The organism is Psychrobacter communis, from assembly GCF_014836505.1.
Taxonomy (GTDB): Bacteria; Pseudomonadota; Gammaproteobacteria; order Pseudomonadales; family Moraxellaceae; genus Psychrobacter; species Psychrobacter faecalis.
Genome location: NZ_JACSQR010000057.1, coordinates 1 through 7,145, shown reverse-complemented (window position 1 = coordinate 7,145; position 7,145 = coordinate 1). Strand labels below are relative to the sequence as shown.

Genomic DNA, 7,145 nt, shown 5'->3' with positions numbered 1-7,145 from the left:
AAGGACAGGTCTTTTTCTGTTCTTGAAAGCTATGGACTAACGCCTTCACAAGCCATAAGACTGTTCTTGAACCAAGTCGCCGATACCAATGCGATTCCCCTGTCTTTTGACTATCAACAACCTAAGCTCAACGCGCAAACACTCGCGGCTATTGCAGAGGTCGCAAGCGGTAAAGGTAGTAAGTACAACAGCTTTGGTGATTTGATGGATGAGCTAGAAGGCGAAGCTGATGAGATCCATTGAAGTATCAAGTCAGTTTAAGAGAGATGCTAAAAAGAATTATCTAAGCTTACTCACTCCTGCATGGGGCGAGGTGCTTAATTGTTTGACTAACGATATACCGCTACCGGCTAAATACAAAGATCATGCGTTGACCGGCAATCATAAAGGGTTTAGGGATTGCCATATCAAGCCTGATTTGGTGCTTATCTACCGTATTCAGAGCGATACGGTAGATTTTGTTAGGCTGGGTAGCCATTCAGAGGTATTTGATTAGCTAAAAACTAGGGTGTGTCCCTAATTCAAAAAAGTGAAAAAATACCAAAATAAGCTCATAATAAATAATTTTGAGTCTAGAGACGATGGCCAGAATAGTACTAACTGACGAATTATGGCAACAACTACAAGAAGTTATGAAGCAGCACGGTTGTTATATAACTAAAAATACTCGCACTATTATGGAAGCCATAATTTGGAAACTCAGAACAGGCGCTCCATGGAGAGACATACCCGAAGAACTTGTGTCGTGGAAAACTGCCTATAACCGTTTTAACCGATGGTCAGAAAATGGGTTATGGGAGCGTTTTTTTTTAGCCTACGAAAAGAAATTGATACGGAGTGGGTTTTCATTGATGGAAGCTACATACGGTGTCATCAACATGCGTGTGGAGCTAGGATTGGTGAGCCTCGAGCAATTGGACAAAGCCACGGTGGACGAACTACAAAAATTCATTTATGTTGTGATGCCAATGGATATCCGCTCAATTTTAAAATCACTGGGGGTGAAGTCCACGACAGTCAGGCTGCACCAGAGTTAATTGAGTTGGTTGATAAAGCTGATTACTTGATTGCTGATAAAGGTTATGATTCTGATAGTATCAGAGACAAGGCTCGTGAGCATAGCATGAAACCTGTTATACCAAAGAGGAAAAATGCTAAACAGCCCAATCCTGATTTTGATAGCTACCTGTATAAATTACGCCATTTGGTAGAAAATATGTTCGCAAGGTTAAAGCAGTTTCGTAGTATTGCAACAAGATACGAGAAACTAGCTCGTAATTTCGAGTCAATGCTTTACCTTGCCTGTACTATTATCCATGCTAAAGTGAATTGAGGACACACCCTAATAATTTGCTTTTTATAAACGATAACAACTCAGACTAAGCGTTCTCAACTTGATTTTGGTTACTTAACGTTGTGGCCGACTTAGAATTGTAAGGGAGTCGAGATTAAGCATAAGGCTTTCTTAACGAGTGCTACTTTTGCACCAGAATTAACATTCTGCATAAAAAAACAGCGCTTCTATCATAAGAAGCACTGTTTTGAGTGAGCTGTTAAAGGACTTTAGATCAGGTAATTTACGCGTAGCAAATTCTTATGGCTTTAACAGCACCTTACCATTTTTACCTGATTGTAGTTTGCCATCGACCGCTTTTTTGATATCTGCCAAGTCAAACACAGCCTCCACAGGCAGATGGAGCTTGCCACTGGTCGCGCGTTCGATTAGCTCATCGATTAAGCGCTGTTTATTCTCCACACTCATCTCTTGGCTGATTTTACTGCCCCAAAATCCTTTTACGATGGCTTGTTTAAAGATAAGATGCGTCGGATTGAGCGTCATGGGCTGTCCTGACATGATGCCAAAGGACGCCAAGGTGCCACCATGACCGAGCAGTGATAATAAGTCGCCGCCGTCTTTACCGCCGACTGAATCGACCGCTGCGCTGATTTTATTCTCGCCAAGGATGGCTTTGACTTGCTCTTTCCAGTCATCATCTTCGGTGTTGATATTGTTTTTGATACCGAGAGTATCTAACTCTTTTATGGCATCGTCACTTCTTACCAGATTAATGGTTTTGACGCCGCGCGCCGCTGCTAGCATCGCAAGCGATTTACCGACTGCGCCGTTCGCCGCGTTATGGATAATCCATTGTCCGCTTTTTACTTCTAAGAACTCAAGCAGCATAAGCGCGCTAAGCGGCATAGCGATCAGCTGCGCGGCCATCTCATCATCCAGGCTCTCAGGGATGTCAAACACCATGTCCTCGTCAGCGACAAAATACTCCGCCCATGTTGCTTGCACGCTGGCCGCCGCCACGCGTTGCCCGACTTTTAACCCTTTAACGTCACTACCAACGGCGTCAATAATGCCCAGTGCTTCACTACCGCCGATCGCCGGCATCTCGGGTTTAAAGCCATACTGACCGCGCACGGTGAGCAAGTCATGGTTGTGGATAGAGGCGAGTACCGTTTTGACACGGACTTCATTGGCCTGTGGCTCAGGGATAGGGCGATCGCCAAGGCTGAGGACTTCGGTGGGTTTGCCAAATTCGTTATAAGTTGCGCTACGCATAAGCATTCCTTTATTGTCGTTTTAACGGTTTTTAAACGAGCGAATATCTGTGCAGGCATCAATACTAACAACTCTAGCAGCGTTTTATCAGTACTTTTTTGGTTAAGGAGTGTTGTCGTTGCCTCATTGTGCTCATGGTTTTAGGGCATGTCCTCATTTTAAAAATGGTGATAAAAATGAGATAAATCGCAGTCAAATAAGGATAATATCGAGATATTAGTCAGCTATTTGACACCGTTTGGCCAGATTTAGCCATTTTTAGCCCATTTAGATGTCTATCGATTGAATTGAGGACACGCCCTAATGCTCTTTGATTGTTATACCCAGACTTTTAAAGCGTGTTTTTCTAAAACTTTTATTTCAGTAGATTTGATGGCGAAACCTAAATGCATCATTGAGCTGACTTCAAATTCAAACCCTTTATTTAAAATAATCTGACCTGAATTTGTAAGTGTAGGTCCTCCATATAAGATACCGAGTAATTTTAATCTCGTTTCTCCCATAAGGTAAGATTGGGTTTTCCGATTTAGATAACCATTTGCGTTATACAAGAAGATTGGTGAACCAGATGATCCCGGAAAGCAAGCCATATCCACCATAAACTCTTTCTTGCCATTGTAATCTTTGTTTGGGCTAGTTGCTGTAATACCCTTTCTGACTATAGGGAAGTTATTTTTTTCGTCTGTAAGTCCTCTAGGGCAACCTACCATTGTTATATCTTCTATAGAATCAAAATATTGCCACTCTTCCTCATCAGGTATCCAATCCATAGTGACTGGAGCATAAAAGATAGGTATTTTTTGATCGATAGCCTGCTGCAATATTGAACCAATAGATATAGCACATAAGTCTATATTGTTATCAGGATGAGGAAGAAGTGTGTCATGAAGCGCTACAGTGACATCAAGTAACCTTCCTGTTAGTTCATAAGTTTCTGGATCAGCTATATGGCATCTAATAGATATTTTATCGGCTCCATCAACAACATGCTTATTTGTTATAAGTACAGGTTGTAAAGAGTCACTCTTTCTATTGAAAATACTATAAAAAGCAGTACCTGTTCCTATTTCTTTCCCATTCGATATAGATGTTATTTTTACAGTAGAGTAGAGTAGGCTTTCAGCAGTAGATAAAGACTGGCTCATATAAATTCCTATAGTTAGTATTGTTTTTTTGGTATATGTAGATTAACAAATATCTAGAGAGGATAGATAAAAAGTTAAGAACGCCTGTCAAATTAATGCTATCGATCTAGAACCGTTCGACTGGCTCAGGTAATCAAACTATTTTTATCTATCCTACAGCTAAAAATTCAACTCCTCATTAGGGAACCGAACCTATCAAACGCACTCATAAGACCTAGTATTCAAGATATTCTCTGATAGGACGTTTATTAAACTGTGTAGGATCTTTTTTAAGGCGGTTAACCATTTCAAACTCCCACCCTTGCTGTGACTGCCCAGCTGGGCTAGTAGGACTTACTAAATGATTGTATTCCGCCATAAAAGCAGGGTTACGAGCAATACGCCCTAGCTGCTTATCATTCAACCCATCAACCGTGAACATATCTGCTGTACTAGCGTCGCGCTCCTTACTAACTACATCAGTCTTAGCCTTTGACTTTTCATGAACAGTGAAAGTAAAACCTATAATCTTGCGACCTTTTTTCTTTTGGCTATATTTAATATTGAGGTCTGATTTCTCGTTTATCTCCTCAACGGCAAGGTCTAGCACTCGTATTTTAAAGTTACTCATTGCTTTGTATTCATCATCCTCAACTCCAAGCTGCCCCCTAAACTCTTGCAATTCAAACATAGGGGTTTTTTTAGCTTGTTTCCATTGAACTAGCAGCTCATAAAGTCTTACCGAGTAATTACTGGTCATCGTAGCCGTCTGTTCTAATAAGTATTTAGTGAAAAACTCTTCAGCCCCATCAATTCGAGTAATCCCTTGTACTACAGCTGGAGTAAATACAACTTCAATTGCTCCTTCGTCATCTAGATATCTAACTTGCGACAACCAACGAGACTTAACCAACTTACCTTCATCATCAATATAACTAAAACGTCTGTTAAACAACGTATCTTCAGCTTCTTTCATCATCAAGTAGCCATTCTGTCTTGTCGTATCGAAAACCTCTGCATACCTAAGAGCATCAATACGTAAGGGCGTTTCTGCTGTCAAACCTTTGCCTGTTTCCCTAGCATCAACGACCGCGAGTTGAACGATACGTATTTCAGCAAGCTTCAGATTTTGTAGAACTGTGTTTAGATGGTGAGTTTTTACCACTAGATTAGATTTAGCCATTCCTGCTACCTTTTAATTACTTTATTAATATCTGCAATTAAGATAACATAAATATATTAGTAATTAAATTACCTTAAATATATTAGTAATTAAAAGGTAAGTAAACGTAAGCTTATGGGTAAGTAAACGTAAGCTTATGGGTAAGTAAACGTAAGCTTATGGGTAAGTAAACGTAATTAAATGGAGGTTGCAGCCCTTTAATACCAATGGATACAGAGGGCTTAAAAGCTGTTAAAAGCATTTAAAAGCATAAAAAGCATTTTTTATTTTTTTTACTAACTAAAAAGACAAGAAATAAAAGTCCTAGTCACAGCAAAATATCAGGAGATTTTTTGGATCAGGTAAACGATAAATTCTTTCTATCTTATCCATTAATTTGTTTTTAATCTTAGTGATGAGCTATAGAAACCACTATATTTGCCTACAGAATTAGATTTAACAGCCTTCTTTCTCTATTTTGATAGATACCTAGCCCTTTCATATTTAACTCTCTCTATGGTGATTTTACGGCTTTCTAGCTGCATTGCTTCATTCAATCTAGCTATTTCCTTTTGATTTAGCCCTTCAATCGCCACTAAGTAAGGCTCAACACGTTTTTTGAGGGTGTCATAGCTCGCTTCCGCAACGTTTTTATCAGTTCTAGCTTTCTCATAGTCCATCAGGATGCTGTTTGCCGCTTTCACAGTCGGTTCTATTTGCTCAATAACAGCTGCTGTGACCTTTTCCCCATATCGAGCCTTGCTTTCAAACATTTCAGGCTTAGGCGATACGGTTGTAATATCAAAATCTCTCGCGTGATTGATGTCGTGGTAATACTCCTTGATGCTGGTATGCTTGGCTTTAGAGCCTTCTTTACCCCTCGTTAGCCCCAAATCAGCGACCGTATTGGCAAAATCAGTCTGCATCTTGCTTAATTTAGCCCTGCCGCCTAGAAAATCCTTACAGTTCAGCTTCCCCTTTTGATCAATAGGAACCACATAAGCGACTAGGTGCGGTGTGCTTACATCCCTGTGAATACTCATACCTGCAATATTTTCTGCTCCATGTTTATCTATGAGCCACTGAGTAGATCGCTTAAAAAACTCCTCTTCCTTGCCATTTCCCCAACCTTCCCATTCAGGACTGGCGGTTATCAAATACTCAATACATAGCACCGCATCAGCGCGTCTTTTTTCAGGAAGTCGATTTTTTATTGCCTGTTTGACGGCTTCAGGGGTAGCAACGCTATGATAATTTTTAGGGGTGCGGTTGGGGTCAGCATTGGGCGTTTCTGTCGTTCGATAGTTGTGTGCAAGACTGCCGCCGATGTTGCCCATTGTCTTTAATTTTGCCGTCCTCAAAATTGCATAGTTCATTGCCACTTTTTTCCTATAATTGGGTGTTATTTCATCAAAGTGTACCTACTACACCATATTTTCACCTGTTAGGAAAGCGTGATTTTTGCAGCAAAAAGCGGTGAAAAACAGCTGTTTTTCACTTTTTAGAAGCTACGCTGTATACAATTTGTAGACAGACTTTTTCTTTTTAAATCAATGGCTAACGTATAGTTTGTTTACACTTTGTGGACACTCCGATTTCAATAAACCTAGCAATATCAGCTATTTGGCAGTCCCTTTAGGGTGCGTATGGTGTAGTCATCAAATTGGGTGGGAAATAACGGATTTTTTATCTGTCGTAAAATTTGCTACAAAAAAAGGGGTTATAAGGGCGTTACTTCTCGTTTTTCACTGGCATAATCTTAGGCTGGTACAAACAAATTATTCACCTAAAAAAATCATCTGTAGCTACAGATGATTCTAGTAGCGGAGTTATCTATGAGCATGATCGGTGTATCAGTAGCCAGCAGTAAAAGCTTTCAGCTTGAAGCCACTCAAGAAGCCTATGATAGAGCTGTCGTGAAGCTTAATTTGCTGTCGATTGAAGATAAAACGCACGAAGAAGTGGTCAGAAGCAAGCTATTTGAGGTCATGGATGAAAGGAATGAGTTAGGAGATTATTCAACTTCTGACCTTCACGTCATGGGAAAAAGGGTTGAAAAGGCAGTTGATGATTTTCTTGCTGGATTGAATGAGCAGGCTATTACCGCTTAGATTAGCGAGAATATAGAACGCTAAAGCTATTGAGGTTTAATCACCTTTCGCTTATATTAGATGTACAAATATAAGCGAAAGGTGATTACTATGACTACGACTAATTATAATATACGGCTTGACCAGGATCTGAAGGACAGGTCTTTTTCTGTTCTTGAAAGCTATGGACTAACGCC

At 40.2% G+C, this 7,145-nt stretch carries 8 protein-coding genes; 4 read left to right on the top strand and 4 right to left on the bottom strand.

The window, feature by feature from the left end:
- From H9653_RS12025 to H9653_RS12015, 3 genes are all read left to right on the top strand, one after another.
- The coding region (locus H9653_RS12025) for a type II toxin-antitoxin system RelB/DinJ family antitoxin (protein WP_191692548.1) at positions 1 to 243 on the top strand (243 nt) is incomplete at its 5' end.
- On the top strand, positions 230 to 496 hold the full coding sequence (locus tag H9653_RS12020; protein ID WP_025650492.1) for a type II toxin-antitoxin system RelE/ParE family toxin: 267 nt from the start codon (positions 230 to 232) through the stop codon (positions 494 to 496). The genes H9653_RS12025 and H9653_RS12020, both read left to right, overlap by 14 nt.
- A gap of 85 nt (positions 497 to 581) precedes the next feature.
- Positions 582 to 1,333, top strand: a protein-coding gene (locus H9653_RS12015; RefSeq protein WP_404814822.1) for an IS5 family transposase whose coding sequence is annotated in 2 segments (ribosomal slippage) — positions 582 to 783 and positions 783 to 1,333 — 753 coding nt in all. Because the reading frame shifts where the segments join, the coding sequence is not laid out codon by codon here.
- 261 nt (positions 1,334 to 1,594) lie between these two features.
- Here the strand turns inward: H9653_RS12015 and H9653_RS12010 are convergent.
- The 4 genes from H9653_RS12010 to mobV form a co-directional block, all read right to left on the bottom strand.
- Positions 1,595 to 2,572: a zinc-binding dehydrogenase gene (locus tag H9653_RS12010; protein WP_191692546.1), complete on the bottom strand. Its 978-nt coding sequence runs from the start codon at positions 2,570 to 2,572 to the stop codon at positions 1,595 to 1,597.
- A gap of 317 nt (positions 2,573 to 2,889) precedes the next feature.
- Positions 2,890 to 3,717, bottom strand: a complete 828-nt coding sequence (locus tag H9653_RS12005) for a S1 family peptidase (protein WP_191692545.1) — start codon at positions 3,715 to 3,717, stop codon at positions 2,890 to 2,892.
- Between the two features lie 214 nt (positions 3,718 to 3,931).
- On the bottom strand, positions 3,932 to 4,879 hold the full coding sequence (gene repM / locus H9653_RS12000; RefSeq protein ID WP_191692544.1) for a replication initiation protein RepM: 948 nt from the start codon (positions 4,877 to 4,879) through the stop codon (positions 3,932 to 3,934).
- Between the two features lie 452 nt (positions 4,880 to 5,331).
- The gene (gene mobV / locus H9653_RS11995) at positions 5,332 to 6,234 is read right to left on the bottom strand and encodes a MobV family relaxase (protein ID WP_191692543.1); all 903 of its coding nucleotides are present in this window, start codon (positions 6,232 to 6,234) and stop codon (positions 5,332 to 5,334) included.
- Positions 6,235 to 6,693: 459 nt separating this feature from the next.
- Between mobV and H9653_RS11990 the strand changes: the two genes are divergently transcribed.
- Positions 6,694 to 6,969, top strand: coding sequence for a hypothetical protein (locus tag H9653_RS11990; RefSeq protein ID WP_191692542.1), 276 nt, complete (start codon positions 6,694 to 6,696; stop codon positions 6,967 to 6,969).
- Positions 6,970 to 7,145: the final 176 nt, after the last annotated feature.

Excerpts from the sequence above, each read along its gene's own strand:
- mobV (WP_191692543.1), bottom strand. The coding sequence starts at position 6,234 with ATGAACTATGCAATTTTGAGGACGGCAAAATTAAAGACAATGGGCAAC.
- H9653_RS12005 (WP_191692545.1), bottom strand. The coding sequence starts at position 3,717 with ATGAGCCAGTCTTTATCTACTGCTGAAAGCCTACTCTACTCTACTGTA.
- repM (WP_191692544.1), bottom strand. The coding sequence starts at position 4,879 with ATGGCTAAATCTAATCTAGTGGTAAAAACTCACCATCTAAACACAGTT.
- H9653_RS11990 (WP_191692542.1), top strand. The coding sequence starts at position 6,694 with ATGAGCATGATCGGTGTATCAGTAGCCAGCAGTAAAAGCTTTCAGCTT.
- H9653_RS12010 (WP_191692546.1), bottom strand. The coding sequence starts at position 2,572 with ATGCGTAGCGCAACTTATAACGAATTTGGCAAACCCACCGAAGTCCTC.
- H9653_RS12020 (WP_025650492.1), top strand. The coding sequence starts at position 230 with ATGAGATCCATTGAAGTATCAAGTCAGTTTAAGAGAGATGCTAAAAAG.